Source organism: Geodermatophilus sp. SYSU D00779 (genome assembly GCF_054050595.1).
This window is the reverse complement of the sequence record NZ_JBJGZQ010000014.1, coordinates 100,108-115,190: the sequence shown is the minus strand read 5'-3', so window position 1 is coordinate 115,190 and position 15,083 is coordinate 100,108. Positions and strand designations below refer to the sequence as shown.

Annotated in this window: 14 protein-coding genes; 3 read left to right on the top strand and 11 right to left on the bottom strand. The window is 76.5% G+C overall.

The window, feature by feature from the left end:
* Positions 1-9 precede the first annotated feature (9 nt).
* The gene (locus tag ACI79G_RS13275) at positions 10-312 is read left to right on the top strand and encodes a DUF4235 domain-containing protein (protein ID WP_091223277.1); all 303 of its coding nucleotides are present in this window, start codon (positions 10-12) and stop codon (positions 310-312) included.
* Here ACI79G_RS13275 and ACI79G_RS13270 read toward each other — a convergent pair.
* Genes ACI79G_RS13270 through mfd form a run of 7 tightly spaced genes read right to left on the bottom strand, consistent with a single transcriptional unit; the run spans position 293 to position 9,212 of the window.
* Positions 293-1,264 (bottom strand): Ppx/GppA phosphatase family protein, encoded by a 972-nt coding sequence (locus ACI79G_RS13270; protein ID WP_456881595.1) that lies wholly within the window; start codon positions 1,262-1,264, stop codon positions 293-295. The genes ACI79G_RS13275 and ACI79G_RS13270 overlap by 20 nt on opposite strands.
* A complete protein-coding gene (locus ACI79G_RS13265) occupies positions 1,261-1,758 on the bottom strand; it encodes a DUF501 domain-containing protein (RefSeq protein WP_456881594.1) in 498 nt (165 codons plus the stop codon). The genes ACI79G_RS13270 and ACI79G_RS13265 overlap by 4 nt, the downstream gene beginning before the upstream one ends.
* Complete coding sequence (locus tag ACI79G_RS13260) at positions 1,755-2,339, bottom strand: FtsB family cell division protein (protein ID WP_456881593.1); 585 nt, start codon at positions 2,337-2,339, stop codon at positions 1,755-1,757. Before ACI79G_RS13260 ends, ACI79G_RS13265 begins: the two co-directional genes overlap by 4 nt.
* A gap of 16 nt (positions 2,340-2,355) precedes the next feature.
* Complete coding sequence (eno, locus tag ACI79G_RS13255; protein WP_456881592.1) at positions 2,356-3,645, bottom strand: phosphopyruvate hydratase; 1,290 nt, start codon at positions 3,643-3,645, stop codon at positions 2,356-2,358.
* 44 nt (positions 3,646-3,689) lie between these two features.
* Positions 3,690-4,604, bottom strand: a complete 915-nt coding sequence (locus ACI79G_RS13250) for a MazG family protein (protein WP_456881591.1) — start codon at positions 4,602-4,604, stop codon at positions 3,690-3,692.
* Positions 4,605-4,608: 4 nt separating this feature from the next.
* On the bottom strand, positions 4,609-5,601 hold the full coding sequence (locus ACI79G_RS13245; RefSeq protein WP_456881590.1) for a SurA N-terminal domain-containing protein: 993 nt from the start codon (positions 5,599-5,601) through the stop codon (positions 4,609-4,611).
* Between the two features lie 50 nt (positions 5,602-5,651).
* Positions 5,652-9,212, bottom strand: coding sequence for a transcription-repair coupling factor (gene mfd, locus ACI79G_RS13240; protein WP_456881589.1), 3,561 nt, complete (start codon positions 9,210-9,212; stop codon positions 5,652-5,654).
* 209 nt (positions 9,213-9,421) lie between these two features.
* Here mfd and ACI79G_RS13235 point away from each other — a divergent pair, with 209 nt between their 5' ends.
* Positions 9,422-10,573, top strand: coding sequence for a YveK family protein (locus ACI79G_RS13235; RefSeq protein WP_456881588.1), 1,152 nt, complete (start codon positions 9,422-9,424; stop codon positions 10,571-10,573).
* A 4-nt stretch (positions 10,574-10,577) separates the two neighbouring features.
* Positions 10,578-11,801: a hypothetical protein gene (locus ACI79G_RS13230; protein ID WP_456881587.1), complete on the top strand. Its 1,224-nt coding sequence runs from the start codon at positions 10,578-10,580 to the stop codon at positions 11,799-11,801.
* Between the two features lie 9 nt (positions 11,802-11,810).
* Here the strand turns inward: ACI79G_RS13230 and ACI79G_RS13225 are convergent, their stop codons facing one another.
* From ACI79G_RS13225 to ACI79G_RS13210, 4 genes are all read right to left on the bottom strand, one after another.
* On the bottom strand, positions 11,811-12,470 hold the full coding sequence (locus ACI79G_RS13225; RefSeq protein ID WP_456881586.1) for an SIMPL domain-containing protein: 660 nt from the start codon (positions 12,468-12,470) through the stop codon (positions 11,811-11,813).
* 83 nt (positions 12,471-12,553) lie between these two features.
* The gene (locus ACI79G_RS13220; RefSeq protein ID WP_456881585.1) at positions 12,554-13,810 is read right to left on the bottom strand and encodes a hypothetical protein; all 1,257 of its coding nucleotides are present in this window, start codon (positions 13,808-13,810) and stop codon (positions 12,554-12,556) included.
* A gap of 3 nt (positions 13,811-13,813) precedes the next feature.
* Entirely contained in the window at positions 13,814-14,557 is a 744-nt protein-coding gene (locus ACI79G_RS13215; protein ID WP_456881584.1) for a polysaccharide deacetylase family protein, read from the bottom strand.
* Positions 14,554-15,003, bottom strand: a complete 450-nt coding sequence (locus ACI79G_RS13210; protein ID WP_456881583.1) for an adenylyltransferase/cytidyltransferase family protein — start codon at positions 15,001-15,003, stop codon at positions 14,554-14,556. Before ACI79G_RS13210 ends, ACI79G_RS13215 begins: the two co-directional genes overlap by 4 nt.
* Positions 15,004-15,083: the final 80 nt, after the last annotated feature.

Genomic DNA, 15,083 nt, shown 5'->3' with positions numbered 1-15,083 from the left:
GATCGCCGGGTGGCCCGGAAGAGGAAGCAGAAGGCACCGCTGACCTGGAAGCTCCTGGGCACCGGTATGGCCGTCCCCGCGGGGATCGCCGTCCGGAAGCTCAGCGATGCCGCCTGGTACGCCGTGCGTGGCACCCAGCCCCCCAAGAACCCGGCCGCGCCGGGCGTCGGCTGGGGCGAGGCCCTGGCGTGGGCGGCGGTGTCGGGGGTCGCCGTGGCGGCCGGCCGGCTGGTCGCCGCCCGCGGTGCGGCGGCGGCCTACCAGTCGCTGACCGGCAAGCTGCCGCCCGGGCTCAACGAGGGCTCTCCCTGACCGGTCCGCGGGCCAGCTGCAGCGCGATGCCGTCGAGGATGTCGTGCTCGCTGACCACGACGTCGTCGAGCGCGAAGGCGTCCATGAGCACCCGCAGGATGAGCGAGCCGGCGCCGATGACGTCGACCCGGCCCGGGTGCATGACCGGGTACGCGGCGCGCCGCTCCCGCGTGGCGGTGAGCAGCCCGGCGGTCACCGCGCGGACGGCGGACACCGGGATCCGCGAGCCGTGGATGGCCACCGGGTCGTAGACCGGCAGGTCCAGGGCGAGCGCCGCGACGGTGGTGACCGAGCCGGCCAGGCCCACCAGGGTGGCGGCCTCCCCCACCGGGACGACGGCGGCGACGTCGGCCAGCGCGGCGCGGATGTCGGCCTCGGCGCGCTGGACCTCGTCGGCCGAGGGTGGGTCGCCGTGCAGGTGCCGCTCGGTCAGCCGCACGCAGCCGACGTCGACCGAGCGGGCCGCGCGCACCCCGGCCGCGTCGCCGAGCACGAACTCGGTGGAGCCACCGCCGATGTCGACGACCAGGTACGGCGGGCGGGGGCGGGCCTGGCCGTGCGCGGCGACCGCGGCGTCCAGCGAGGCGGTGGCGCCGAGGAAGGACAGCCGCGCCTCCTCGTCGCCGGGGACGACGTCGGGCAGCTGGCCGAGGGTGGCCAGCACCATCGCCTCGAAGTCGGCGCGGTTGGCGGCGTCCCGGCTGGCGCTGGTGGCGACCATGCGGACCGCCGTCGCGCCGAGGTCGCGGGCCTGGGCGGCGTACTGCTCCAGGACGACGCGGGTGCGCTCGATGGCCTCCGCGGCGAGCCGGCCGGTGGCGTCGACGCCCTGGCCCAGCCGGACGACCTCCATCCGGCGCAGCAGGTCGGTGTGCGGTCCCTCGGGGGGGACGTCGGCCACCAGCAGGCGGAGGGAGTTGGTGCCGCAGTCGATCGCGGCGACGCGCGTCATCGGTCGTCCTCCCGGGCGCAGGGGCCGTGGGCCCACCACTCCCCCATCTCGGCCACCGCGCGGTCGCCGACCGGGTTGACCCCCGGCCCGGCGGCAAGCGCGTGCGCGGCCAGGGCGTGCAGGCACTTGACCCGGTCGGGCATGCCGCCGGCGGTGTTGCGGGTCGGCAGCTCGCCGAGGGCGTCGCGCTCGGCCAGGTAGGCCTCGTGGGCGGCGCGGTAACCCGCGGCCAGCTCCGGGTCGGTGCCCAGGTCGGCCTGCCACTCCCGCATCCGGCCGGTGGACTCCAGCCGGCTGGCCGCGGCGCTGGCGCGCGGGCAGGTCAGGTAGTACAGCGTCGGGAACGGGGTGCCGTCCTCCAGCCGCGGGGAGGTCTGCACCACGTCGGGCTGGCCGCACGGGCAGCGGTGCGCGACCGCGCGCAGGGCACGCGGCGGCCGGCCGAGCTGACGGGCCACGACCTCCCGCTCCTCCGGCGTGATCGGTTCGCTCACTCGGTGGGCTCCTCGTCGCCGTCGGCCACCGCGACCGACTGCAGCAGCGCCTCGTACCAGGGCAGGTCGCCGTCCTCGGGCTCCGGCACCGTACCGGCGTCCCCCTCGACGGCCTCGCCGTCCACCACGACGACCAGCCGGTCACCGGGCAGGACGTACGCCAGCCGCTCGCGGGCCTGCCGCGCCTGGTAGTCCGGGTCGGCCTGCCGCTCCAGCTGCTCCTGGAGCTGCTCGGCCCGCTGGTCGAGGGCGGTGCCCTCGGCGGCCAGCCGGGTCAGCTCGGCGCGACCGGCCAGGAACTGGCGCACCGGGCCGGCCAGGGTGAGCAGCAGCACCAGCACCAGTCCGGCCAGCAGCACCGCGCGGCCGGTGACCAGCGGACGCCGGGGCGCACCGCCGGCCGGCGCCGTCCGCGGCGAGCGGCGGACGGCCCGCTTCGGCTCCGGCCGGCTGCCCGCACCCGAGCGGGAGCCGGCCGGTACCGGGCGGGACGCCGCCCCTGACAGCGGGCGTCCGGTGGCGCGCCGTCGTCCGGACGGCGCCGCGCCCGACCCGCCGCGGCGGCCGCGCGCCGCGCTCATGGGCGGGCGCGACCGGTCACTCGCCGGCCGCCGCGCCCAACCGCGGGAAGGCGGCCGCACCGGCGTAGCGGGCGGCGTCGTCCAGCTCCTCCTCGATGCGCAGCAGCTGGTTGTACTTGGCGACGCGCTCGCTGCGGGCCGGCGCACCGGTCTTGATCTGCCCGCAGTCGGTGGCGACGGCGAGGTCGGCGATCGTGGTGTCCTCGGTCTCGCCGGAGCGGTGGCTCATCATGCAGCGGTAGCCGCTGCGGTGGGCCAGGTTGACCGCGTCGAGGGTCTCGGTGAGCGTGCCGATCTGGTTGACCTTCACGAGCAGCGCGTTGGCGGCGTCCCGGCTGATGCCGTCGGCCAGCCGCGCCGGGTTGGTGACGAACAGGTCGTCGCCGACGAGCTGCACGCGGTCGCCGAGCGCGGCGGTCAGCGCGATCCAGCCGTCCCAGTCCTCCTCGGACAGCGGGTCCTCGATGGACACGATCGGGTAGGCGTCGACCAGGCCGCGGTAGTAGTCGATGAGGTACTCCGCCGAGCGGCTCTGGCCCTCGAAGTCGTAGCCGCCGTCGGCGTGGAACTCGGTGGCGGCCACGTCGAGTGCGAACGCGATGTCGCGGCCGAGCGTGTAGCCGGACTTCTCGACGGCCTCGGCGATGAGGTCGAGCGCGTCGCGGTTGCTGGGCAGGTCGGGGGCGAAGCCGCCCTCGTCGCCCAGGCCGGTCGACAGGCGGCGACCCTTCAGCACCGACTTCAGGGCGTGGTAGGTCTCGGTGCCCATGGCCAGCGCCTCGGCGAAGGTCGGCGCGCCGATCGGGGCGATCATGAACTCCTGCACGTCGACGTTGCTGTCGGCGTGGGCGCCGCCGTTGAGGATGTTCATCATCGGTACCGGCAGCAGGTGGGCGGAGGGCCCGCCGACGTAGCGGAACAGCGGCAGCCCGGCGGACTCGGCGGCGGCCTTGGCCACCGCGAGGCTCACGCCGAGGATCGCGTTGGCGCCCAGGCGCTCCTTGTTCGGCGTCCCGTCGAGGTCGAGCAGCCGCTGGTCGACCAGGCGCTGCTCGCTGGCGTCGTAGCCGACCAGCTCGGGGCCGATGACGTCGAGCACGTTGTCGACGGCCTTGGTCACGCCCTTGCCGGCGTAGCGCTCGCCGCCGTCCCGCAGCTCCACCGCCTCGAAGGCGCCGGTGGAGGCGCCGCTGGGCACGGCGGCCCGCGTGATCGTCCCGTCGTCGAGGGCGACCTCGACCTCCACGGTGGGGTTTCCGCGCGAGTCGAGGATCTCCCGCGCGCCTACGGCGTCGATGCTGGGCACGGGAGCAGCCTAGCCAGCCCGCGACGTTCCGGCGGGGTGCCCCGCTACCCCGCCGACCGCTCGGCCGCCTCGGCGTCGAGCTCCCCGGCGTAGCGGCGGACCGCCTCGCGCAGCGCGTCCTCGACGTCCCAGCCGCGCTGCTCGGCGGCGGCGACGACGGCCAGCAGCCGCTCCCCCAGCTCCTCGGGGCTGGCCGAGCCGAGCTCCGCGGGCTCGGGGGTGGTCAGGCCGGCGCGGGCCGCACGGCGCACCAGCGCCGCACCCCACGAGGCGGCGGGCTGCGACCGCGAGACGCCCTCGGTCGGCGAGCGCCGCTGCTTCTCGGCCTTCTTGATCTCCTCCCAGCCCGCCTCGACCTGCGCCACGTCGCGCGGGCCGGCGTCGCCGAACACGTGCGGGTGCCGCCGGACGAGCTTGTCGACGAGGTCGCCGGCGACGTCGTCCACGTCGAAGCGCCGGCCGGGTGGCGCATCCGCGGCGACCCGCGCGTGGAAGACCACCTGCAGCAGCACGTCGCCGAGCTCCTCCCGCATGCCGGCCGGGTCGTCGTCGACGATCGCGTCGTAGGCCTCGTGTGCCTCCTCGAGCAGGTAGCCGCGCAGCGAGGCGTGCGTCTGCTCGGCGTCCCACGGGCAGCCGCCGGGCGAGCGCAGCACGTCCATCACCCGGACCACGTCGAGCAGCCGGCCGCCGGGCAGCGGCGGGGCGTCGACGACCTCCCCGGCGTCCACCTCGACCCCTGCCGGGACGAGGGCGACGACGCTGTCGGGGCGGGCGGCGGCGGCCGCGGCGTCGGGGACGTCGTCCACCGCCCAGCCCTCGGCGCGCAGCGCGTCGGCGGTCGCGACGGCGCCGGGCAGCGCGACCACCGGCCGGCCGCTGGCGACCGCCCGCCAGGCCGCGGGGGCGAGCAGGCCCGGGAGGGCGGGGTGGACGACGACGGCGAGCGCGACGGGCACCCGGTCAGTCTCCGGCAGCCGCCGGCGCGGTGCCGCCCGCCTCCTCCAGGAGGTCGACGACCCCGTCGTCGGTCGGGACGACCGCGCCGTCCTCGATGGCGCCGTAGCGCGGGTTCACGGTGACGTCGATGCCGGCGCGGACGTCGGCGACCAGCTCCTGGGCTGCGGCGTCGGCGTCGGCCAGGGCGGCCTCCTCCAGGTCGGGGCGGGCCTCCTCGAAGCTCGGCACGGCCGGCTCGCCGACGAAGACCACCAGGACGCCGGGCAGCTCGGGCACGGTGAGCGAGGTGGCCGAGTTGGGCGCGGCGCTGCCCACCACGTCGGCCAGCGGGGCCGGCACGTCCGCGGGCGCGCGGGTCGTCACCTCGGGCAGCGTCGCCTGTCCGGGGTACTGCGCGGCGATCGCCGGGTAGGCGCCCGGGTCGGCGTTCAGCGCGGCGACCGCGGCGTCGGCGGCGGCCTGGTCGGGGACGTTGACGTAGCCCAGCCGGACCTGCGCGAGCGACGGCGCCTGCTGCTCGTACGCCGCGCGCAGCTCCTCCTCGCCCAGCTCGCCGGCCAGCCCCTGGGACTCGGCGACCCGCTGGCGCACCAGCTGCTGGCGGACGGTCTCGAAGACGTCGGCCCGCGCGACGCCCTGGGCGGCGGCCTGCGCGTAGACGGCCTCCGGGTCCTCGCCGGCGAGCAGCTCGTCGAGGCGCGCCTGCACCTCGGCGTCGTCCACCGTGACGCCGTAGCGCTGCGCGACCCGCTCGTAGAGCTCGGCCGTGACCAGCCGGGTGAGGACCAGCCGGGTGAACTCGTCCTCCCGTCCTGTGGCGGCCTGGGCCAGGGCCGGGTCCTCCAGGCGGGTGTCGACCGCCGTCTGCAGCTCGTCGACGGTCACCTGCTCGTTGCCGACGTAGGCGGCCACGCTCGGGTCGCTGCGGCAGCCGGCCACCCCGGCCAGCGCGACCAGGCCCACGGCCAGCGATGCGGTCAGGCGACGCGTCTGCACCGACCGAGCGTGCCACACCGGCTGTGACCCACGGCGCAGACGCCAGTGGCTCAGCTCGCCTTCGCGACCGGCTGCTCGAGCAGTGCGGCGAGCAGCGAGTGCAGGTGGTCCAGCAGGGCGACGTCCCGCAGCGGCGTGCGCCGGTCGGGGCCGACCGGCACCTTGAGCGAGATGGTGTCGACGGCGGACTTGTAGGTCGCGCCGTCGGCCAGCCGGGCCAGCCGCATCTGCTTGGACTCCGGCAGCGGGACCGGTGAGATCCGGATCGCCCGGCCCTGCATCGACACCTCGGTGATCCCCCACCGCCGGACGGCGGCCCGGAAGCGCGCCACGGCCAGCAGGTTGAGCACCGGTGCCGGCGGGGCGCCGTAGCGGTCGGTGAGCTCGTCGAGCACGGCCTGCGCCTGCTCGTCGGACTGCACCGAGGCCACCTTGCGGTAGGCCTCCATCCGCAGCCGCTCGCCGGGCACGTAGTCGTGCGGCAGGTGCGCGTCGACCGGGAGGTCCACCCGGACGTCGGCCGGCTCGGCCGGGGCCTCCTCGCCGGACAGCTGCGCCCGGTAGTCGGTGACCGCCTCGCCGACCAGCCGGACGTAGAGGTCGAAGCCGACCCCGGCGATGTGCCCGGACTGCTCGCCGCCGAGCAGGTTCCCCGACCCCCGGATCTCCAGGTCCTTCATCGCCACCGCCATGCCGGCACCGAGGTCGGTGTTGTGCGCGATGGTCGTCAGCCGGTCCACCGAGGTCTCGGTGAGCGGCCGCGAGGGGTCGTAGGTGAAGTACGCGTAGGCCCGCTCCCGCCCACGACCGACGCGGCCGCGGATCTGGTGCAGCTGGGAGAGGCCGAAGGTGTCGGCCCGGTCGACGATCAGGGTGTTGGCGTTCGGGATGTCCAGGCCGGACTCGACGATCGTCGTGGCGACCAGGACGTCGTACTCCTTCTCCCAGAAGCCGACCATGATCCGCTCGAGCTCGTGCTCCTTCATCTGCCCGTGGCCGACGGCGACGCGGGCCTCGGGCACCAGGGCGCGGATCTTGGCCGCGGCCTTGTCGATGGACTGCACCCGGTTGTGGATGACGAAGACCTGCCCGTCGCGCAGCAGCTCCCGGCGGATCGCCGCGGCCATCTGCTTGTCGTCCCAGGCGCCCACGTAGGTGAGCACCGGGTGCCGCTCCTCGGGCGGGGTGAGGATCGTCGACATCTCGCGGATGCCGGTCAGCGACATCTCCAGGGTGCGCGGGATCGGGGTGGCCGACATCGACAGGACGTCGACCGCCGTCCGCATGGTCTTCAGGTACTCCTTGTGCTCGACGCCGAAGCGCTGCTCCTCGTCGACGATGACCAGGCCGAGGTCCTTGAAGCGGGTGGTCGGCTGCAGCAGCCGGTGGGTGCCGACCAGCACGTCGACCTCCCCGGCGGCCAGCTGCCGCAGCGTCTCGGCGCTCTCGGCGTCGGACTGGAACCGGGAGAGCACCTTCACGGTCACCGGGAACTGGGCGAACCGCTCGGAGAAGGTCTTGAAGTGCTGGTTGGCCAGCAGCGTCGTCGGCACCAGGACGGCGACCTGCTTGCCGTCCTGCACCGCCTTGAAGGCCGCCCGCACGGCGATCTCGGTCTTCCCGTAGCCGACGTCGCCGCAGATGATCCGGTCCATCGGGACCGGGTTCTGCATGTCGGTCTTGACCTCGTCGATAGCGGCGAGCTGGTCGGGGGTCTCCTGGAACGGGAAGGCGTCCTCGAGCTCGCGCTGCCAGACGGTGTCCGGGCCGAACGCGTGCCCCTTGGTGGCCATGCGCGCCGAGTACAGCCGGATGAGCTCCGCGGCGATCTGCTTGACCGCCTTGCGCGCCTGGCCCTTGGTCTTCTGCCAGTCCGCGCCGCCGAGCTTGGACAGCGCCGGGGCCTCGCCGCCGACGTAGCGGGTGAGCTGGTCGAGGGCGTCGGTGGGCACGAAGAGGCGGTCCGGCGGCTGGTTCCGCTTGCTGGGCGCGTACTCGACGATGAGGTAGTCGCGCTGCCCGCCGTTGACGGTGCGGCTGACCATCTCGATGTAGCGGCCGATGCCGTGGTGCTCGTGGACGACGAGGTCGCCGGGTTGCAGCTGCACCAGGTCGACGGCGTTGCGGCGGCGCGCGGGCATCTTCACCGCGTCGCGCATCGTCGTCCCGCGCTGCCCGGTGAGGTCGTGCTCGGTGAGCAGCGCCAGCCCCACACCGGGGAAGGCGAATCCCGTCTCCAGGTTGCCCTGGGTGACGTGGGTCAGCCGCGACTCGGGCGCCGTCGCGATGTCCGGCACGAGCCTCGCGCCGAGGTCGGCCTCGGTGAACTGGTCGGCGGCGCGCTGCGCGGGCCCGGGACCGGCGAAGGTGACCACGACCCGCCAGCCGTCGCGGGACCAGGCCCGCAGCTGCTCGACCGCCCGCGGGACGTCGCCGGCGAAGCGCTCGACCGTGGTCGCGTCGAGGGTGACGTGGGTGTCGTCGTCCTCGGTCTGCAGGGTGAAGGCACCGGTGCTCCACCACGGCAGGCCGCGGCCGCGGGCGGCGGCCTCGACGTCCTCCAGCGTCCGGAACGACGAGGCACCCAGGTCCAACGGGGCCTCGCCGGCCTCGGCGGCGGTGGCCCACGAGGCGGCGAGGAACTCCTCCGCGGTGCGCACCAGGTCCGCGGCGCGGCTGCGCACCCGCTCGGGGTCGCAGACCAGCACGTGGGTGCCGGCTGGCACCAGGTCGGTGAGGAGCTGCAGCTCCCCCTCGATCAGGGCGGGGGTCAGCGACTCCATGCCCTCGACGGCGATGCCCTCGGCGAGCTTGCCGAGGATGTCGAGCAGGCCCGGGTGCTCCGCGGCCAGCTCGGCCGCGCGGGCCCGCACCTCGTCGGTCAGCAGCAGCTCGCGGCACGGCGGGGCCCACAGCCGCTCCGGGCGCTCGTCGAGCGAGCGCTGGTCGGCGGCGGAGAAGTAGCGCAGCTCGTCGACCTCGTCGCCCCAGAACTCCACCCGGACCGGGTGCGGCTCGGTGGGCGGGAAGACGTCGAGCAGGCCCCCGCGGACGGCGAACTCGCCGCGCTTCTCCACCAGCTCCACGCGGGTGTAGGCGGCATCGGCCAGGGCACGCGCGACGTCGTCCAGCTCGGCGGTGTCACCGGGCCTCAGCTCCACCGGCACCAGGTCGCCGAGCCCGGGGGCCAGCGGCTGCAGCACGCTGCGCACCGGCGCGACCAGGACGTCGACCGCCCCGTTGGCGCCGGGGTGGGTCAGGTCGCGCAGCACCGCGAGCCGGCGGCCGACGGTGTCCGCGCGCGGGGAGAGCCGCTCGTGCGGCAGCGTCTCCCAGGCGGGGAAGACCTCGGTGCGCCGGTCGGGCAGGAAGCAGCGCAGCTGGTCGGCGACGGCGTCGGCGTCCCGCTCCCCGGCCGTGACGACGAGGACGGGCACGCCGGCACCGCCGCTCCGTCCCGCGCCGCGCCCGCCCCCGGCGAGCGCCGCGGCCACCAGCGGCTGCACGGACGGCGGCGCGGTGACCGCCAGGTCCGCGTTGCCGGCGGCGGCCACGACACGGGCCACCCCGGGGTCGGTGAGGACGACGTCGAGCACGCCGCGGAGGGTCACGAAGGGGTCTCCTGAGGTCGGGTGGCCACGCACGACGCGCCGGGTGCGCAGGGGGCCGGACCCCCAGGTTAGTCCCGCCGCGACCGCCCCGCCGCCGCCGTCGGGCGCCCCCCCGATGGGGTGACCGGCCCGGCCGGACCCGGGTCCCGGGCGCCTCGCGGACCTACCGTGCGCTGCGGAGATCCGGACGAACGGCGGGGGACACAGGCATGGAACTGCGGGACTACGGGGTGGCGCTGCGCCGTCACTGGCGGGCCGGCGTGGGCGTGGCACTGGCCTGCCTGCTCGCCGCGGTCGTCGTCGTGCTGGCCACGCCGGTCACCTACCGGGCCACCGCGCAGGTGTTCGTCGCCAGCACCGGCGAGGGCACCAGCGGCTCGCAGTTCGTCAACCAGCGCGTCACCAGCTACCCCGACGTGGCCCGCAGCCGCGCCGTCCTGGACCCGGTGATCCAGCGCCTCGGCCTGGACGAGTCCTTCGCCGACCTGCGGGAGCGCGTCGAGGCGACCAACCCGCTGGAGACCTCGCAGATCGACATCGCCGTCACCGGCCGGGACGCCGCCGAGGCCGCCCGCGTGGCCGACGCCGTCGCCGAGGAGTTCGGCACCGTCGTCGAGCAGCTCGAGCGGCCCGCCGGCGCCGCCTCGCCGGTCGACCTCACCGTCACCAACCCCGCCACCGTGCCGACGTCCCCGGCCTCGCCGCAGACCGGCCTGCTGCTCGCGCTCGGACTGGTCGTCGGGCTGGCGCTCGGCGCAGCGGCCGCGGTCGTCCGCGCCCGGCTGGACAGCCGGCTGCACACCGCCGAGGACGTCCGCGCGGCCTGGACCGGGGCGGACGACGTCCCGGTGGTGGCCCGCCCGTCCGGCCGCGCCCGGCGCAGCGCGCTGGCCGGCGAGCCGGTGGCCGTCCTGGCGCGGCGGCTGGAGGGCCTGGCCGAGGACCGGCCGGTGTCGGTCGCCCTCGTCTCCCCCTCCCCCGACCTGGTGCCGTGGTCGCTGGTCGAGGAGCTGGCCGTGCGGCTGCGCGCCGCCGGCCTCACGACCGCGGTCGTGGACCCGGCCGGGAACGACACCGGCGACGCGCCGGCCCGCGTCCGGCTGTCGGTGGTCTCCCCGCTGCTCGCGCTGCACGACTGGCGCCGGCTGGCCCCCACCACCGACGTGGTCGTCGCCGTCGGCCGGGCGAGGGCGCAGCGGGCCGACCTCGCCGAGCTCGGCACGATCCTGACCGGCGCCGGCCTCCGGCCGCTCGCGCTGGTGCTCACCCGCATCCGCCCCGGCGGGGCCACCCCGCCGCGGGTCACCCGCCCCGAGGCGACGCCGGCCCGCCCGGCCGCCCCGGTGCCCACGCCGCGCTGAGCCCGTGACCGCCCTCGCCCCCCTTGCGCCCGGCCCGGCTCCCGCCCCGCCGGCCGACGCGCGCCGTCCGGGCGTGCTGGCGGTCGCGCTGCTGCTCGTCGTCGTGACGGTCGGCTGGCGGCGCGGCGAGTACTTCACCGGCTCGTTGGACCCGGTCGTCCTCGCCAAGGCCGGCCTGAGCGCGCTCGCGCTGGCCGGGGCCTTCCTCCTGGCGTCGTCCGGTCCGCGGCGGCGGGTCGGCACGGCCTGGCTGTGGTGGCTCGGCGTCGTCCTCGGCTGCTCGGTGTTCGGCGCGCTGACCAGCGGAGACCTCGCCGCGGGCGGCACGGTCGCCGTCCGCGTGGCCGTGCTGGGCGCGACGGTGCACCTGCTGCTGCGGGCCGCGCCGGGCCTGCAGGTCATCACCAGCCTGGCCGTCGCGTGCGGCGCGGTGGCCGCCGTCGCCGCGGTCACCGGGCTGCCCACCCTCGCCGAGGGCCGGCTGGCCGGCGGGGTGCCGGCGCTGAGCCCCAACGAGCTGTCGCTGCTGGCCGGGGTCGTCGTGCTCGTCCTGGCCTGGCGGACCGTGCTCGGTCGGGCCGGCTGGACCGACGCCGTCACGGGCGCGGCCTTCCTCGGCGTCATCTGGGCCACCGAGTCGCGGACCGGCTTGCTCATGCTGCTCGTCGCGCTGGCGGTCATGGCCCTGTACCTGCGCCGTCCCCCGGTCGGGCTGGTGGTCGGCGGGCTGCTGCTCGGCGCGCTCGCGGTGGTCGGGGCGGCCGCGACGGGCGTCGTCAGCGCCTTCGTCACCCGCGACGGGGACGGCGTGGGCACGCTGGAGTCGCGCTTCATCGCCTGGCGGGCCGCGCTGGACCTGCCGCAGTCGGCCTGGCAGGAGGTCTTCGGCGGCGGCATGGCGCTCAAGGTCATCCCGATCAAGGGCCAGTGGTGGGACGAGCAGCCGCTGGACAGCAGCTGGGTCTCGCTGCTCGTGCAGGCCGGCGCCCTGGGGCTGGCGGTCGGCCTCGGCTGGGTGCTGTGGGCGCTGCGCGGCGCGGCCCGGACGCCCCGGCCGGTGCGGGTGCTCTTCCTCGGCCTGCTGGTCTTCGTGGTCGGCCGCAGCACCGTGGAGAGCGGGATGTTCGACGCGACCCCTGCCTACCTGCTGCTCGCCGCGGTCTCCGCGCTGGCCGAGCGCGGATCGGCCGACCGGCTGGCCGCCGAGGCCGAGGCGCTGCCCGACTGAGGCGGGACCTCAGCCGAAGTCGGGCTGGGTCAGCGTGAACCGGGCCTCCACCGCGGCGTGCACGGTCTGCGGCACCGGCTCGACGTCGAAGGCGGCCGCCTCCTGCCGGGCCCCGCTGAGGAAGGCGGCCGGCGCGACGGGGACGGGGCCGCCGGACAGGCCGGTGTCGGCGATCTCCACCAGGCCGGTCAGCCGGGACCCGGCCGCCGCGGCGTACTCCTCGGCCCGCCGGCGCGCGTCGCGGACGGCCTCCGTGCGCGCCCGCCGGTGCACCTCGCTGTCGGGCCGCAGCGCCCACTCCGGGCCGGTCAGCTCGACCATGTCCCGGTCGGCCAGCCGCAGCAGCAGGTCGCCGAGCACCTCCGGGTCGACGACCACCACGGTGAGCTGCTGGCCGGCGACGTAGCCGGTCACCCGCTCCCTCGGCCGACCGTCGCGGAACTGCGGCCGCACGCGCAGCGGCGACGCCGCGACCGACTCGACGGCCGCGCCGCACGCGTCCAGCGTGGCCCGCACCTCCTCGACCCGACGGGCCAGGTCGCGCAGCGCGGTGGCCCGGTCGGCGGAGCGGGCACCCACGGCCACCCGGACCCGCGCCAGCTCGGGCGGCACCTCCGCCGTCCACTCACCGCGGACGGCGACGGTCGGGGCGGCGGGCGGGGTGCTCATGGCCGCCGACCGTGCCGTGCGACGCCGCGCGCCGCAACGGTCGTCCGGCGCGGTCCCTCGCCGCGGTGCTCCCGCGGGCGGTGTCAGGCGGGGACGGCGACCGCGGTGGGAGTGCTCAGGCGCGTCATCGGCACGACGACCCGCTGCCGGACGGCGACCGCGGCCAGGACCGGGCCGAGCGCCAGGGCCAGCGGCGTCCAGGCCACCGCGCCGGGCGCGAGCAGGACCAGCACGGCGACGGCGCCCAGCGCGCCGAACTCCAGCGCGCGCAGCGCCAGCACCCGGCGCTGGCCGCCGTGCACCGAGGCCAGCGAGGAGTACGGCAGCAGCACGGCGCCCGCGACGGCGTAGACCGACCACCCCGCGACGGCGGCCGCGGGCACCGCGTAGTCCCCGCCGGTGAGCGCCGGACCCAGCCACGGCAGCAGGAGCAGCCCGGCTCCCCCGACCGCAGCGACTCCCGCGGCCAGGCCCGCCGCGGCGCGGTCGGCCACGCGCAGGCTCTCGGCCACCGGCCGGGCCCGCAGGCCGACGAAGTGCGGCAGCAGGAACGAGCCGATGCCGGCGAGCAGGGTCAGGGTCGGGGCGGTGTAGACCCGCGCGGCCTCTAGCGGCCCGTACGCGGCGGTCCCGGCCGCCGCGACGACGAGCACCCGCAGCAGGGTCAGGGAGCCGGGCCGGACGGTCTGGGCGGCGGCCCGCCAGACGCCGAAGGAGGCCACGCCGCGCAGGTCGGGACGGCGCCACGGGCCGCGCGGCCGCTCGTCGGCCGGCACCCGCGCCCACGCCACGGCCGCGGCCGCCGTCTGGCCCACCAGCAGCGCCACCACGAAGGAGGCGAGGGTGACCCCGCCGGTCAGCCCGGCGACGCCCAGCGCCGCGAGCGCCCCGGCGAGGCTGGTGAGGTCGACCGCCGGCAGCGCGCGGTACCGGCCGGTGGCCATGAGCAGCCGGCGCAGCGTGTCCTCGACGACGAACGCGGCGCAGGCCGGGCCGAGCAGCAACCCGGCCCACACCGGCACCAGCCCGCTGAGCAGCGCGGCGGCCGCGCCGACCAGGCCCACGCCGGTCGACACCAGCGCCGTCCACACGTGCAGGCCGGCGCGGGTGCGGCGGTCGGCGCGGTCCAGCACGGTCAGCGAGTCGCCGACCAGGCCGCTGCAGACCGCCGTCCCCAGGACCAGCGCGCCGTAGACGAGGGCGAAGACGGCCAGGCCGCCGGCGCCGAGCAGCCGCGCGGCGGCCACCTGCAGCGCCAGCCCGGCCAGCGCCTGGGTGCCCTGCCCCAGCACCGCCGCGGTCGCGCGGCGGCCCAGCAGGCGGGCGAGCCTCCCCCGCACGGCTCAGTCCCGCGACGAGGCGGACCGCAGCCGCAGCGCGTGCCGGGCCAGCCGGGCGACGACGTGCGCCCGGGTGTCGCGCGGGCTGACGTAGCAGCGCGGCAGGGTGACCCGGTCGCCGGGCTGGTAGTCACCGGTGACGCAGGCGTTGTCGTAGCCCGCGGCCCGGACGGCGTCGGCCGCGGCGTCGTCGTAGGAGCCGTAGGGGTAGCAGAAGCTGGCCACCTCGGCCTGCAGCACGTCCTCCAGCACCCGGCGGCTCTCGCCCACCTCGGCGGCGAGGACGTCCGGGCCGGCGCCGGCCAGCCGGGCGTGGGTCATCGTGTGGCTGCCGACCTCCTGGCCGGCCGCGGCGACGGCGCGCACCTGGTCGGCGGTCATGATGTCGAACCGCGGACCGGTGTCCCACTCGTTCTGCCCGCCCATGCGGCCGACGACGACGTAGACGGTGCCGGTCATCCCGTGGCGCTGCAGCACCGGGACCGCGTGGTCGAGGAAGTCGGTGTAGCCGTCGTCGAAGGTGAGCCCGACCAGACCGGCGGCCTCGCCGCGGTCGGCGGCGCGCACCAGCTCGGTGAGCGAGACGCCGCGCAGGCCCAGCCGGCGCAGCAGCCGCAGGTGGCCGTCCAGCCGGTCGGGGTGGACCCGCAGCCGGTGTGGGTCGGGCTCGGCCGACGGGCTGATCGAGTGGTACATGAGCACGGGCGGGAGCGGCAGCCGCACCCGCGCGGCGGTCGTCGCGGTCACCGGGCGACGCCGGCCTCGACGGCCGCGGGGACCTCGAGGGCCGCGAGCGCACGCCGCAGCGCGGTGCTCGAGGTGTGCATCGTGTAGGGGAAGTAGCGGATCTCCACGCCGACGGCGGCGAAGTCGCGCTCGAGCGCGATCCCCTTGGGGGTGCCCCGCCAGTCGTCGCCCTTGAACAGGACGTCGAAGCGGACCTCGCGCCAGGTGTCGAGCTTGTCCGGGACGACCTCGGCGTGCACGTCGTCCACGCAGCGGATGCTGCGGACGATCTCCATCCGCTCGGCGAGCGGGACGACCGGCAGCCGGCCCTTGGTCTGCAGCAGCACCTCGTCGGCCACCACGCCGGCGATCAGCCGGTCAGAGTGCGCCGCCGCGTGCTTGAGGATGTTCAGGTGCCCGATGTGGAACAGGTCGTAGGCACCGGGCGCATAGCCGATCACTGGCACGTCTGGATTCCCCCCGTGGACGATGAGTGCAGCAGCGAGTCCACCAGCCCCGGTGACTGACCGTCATCACCCGAAGGGGT

What these genes read in the sequence shown, in the direction of transcription:
- ACI79G_RS13270 (WP_456881595.1), bottom strand. Translation starts at nt 1,264, where the DNA reads ATGACGCGCGTCGCCGCGATCGACTGCGGCACCAACTCCCTCCGCCTG.
- ACI79G_RS13235 (WP_456881588.1), top strand. Translation starts at nt 9,422, where the DNA reads ATGGAACTGCGGGACTACGGGGTGGCGCTGCGCCGTCACTGGCGGGCC.
- ACI79G_RS13260 (WP_456881593.1), bottom strand. Translation starts at nt 2,339, where the DNA reads ATGAGCGCGGCGCGCGGCCGCCGCGGCGGGTCGGGCGCGGCGCCGTCC.
- ACI79G_RS13225 (WP_456881586.1), bottom strand. Translation starts at nt 12,470, where the DNA reads ATGAGCACCCCGCCCGCCGCCCCGACCGTCGCCGTCCGCGGTGAGTGG.